This is a genomic window from Burkholderia sp. SIMBA_062 (assembly GCF_046534765.1).
Taxonomy (GTDB): Bacteria; Pseudomonadota; Gammaproteobacteria; order Burkholderiales; family Burkholderiaceae; genus Burkholderia; species Burkholderia ambifaria.
Map to the genome: position 1 here is coordinate 1 of NZ_JAWRYD010000502.1, position 247 is coordinate 247.

Annotated in this window: 1 protein-coding gene; it reads right to left on the bottom strand. The window is 65.6% G+C overall.

The genetic code is table 11. The features are described 5' to 3' along the window. The coding region (locus SB786_RS37235) for an amidohydrolase family protein (protein ID WP_410731715.1) at window positions 1–247 on the bottom strand (247 nt) is incomplete at both ends.

Genomic DNA, 247 nt, shown 5'->3' on the forward strand with positions numbered 1-247 from the left:
TTCACCGATACGTTCGGGCACGCCGCGAGCAGGCGCAATCCGTCGCGCCACGCGCGCCAGCCCGCTACGCTGCTGCGATCGACGAACATGCCGCCATGATTGACGATGAGCGCGATGCCCGGATACGCGCGTGCGAGCGCGGCGGCTTCCTCCATCTGCGCCGGATACAGTTGCAGATCGAACGAGAAGCCGTGCTGCTCCAGTAACGCGAAATGCTCACGCCACGCGGCCTCGCGCATATAGTGGC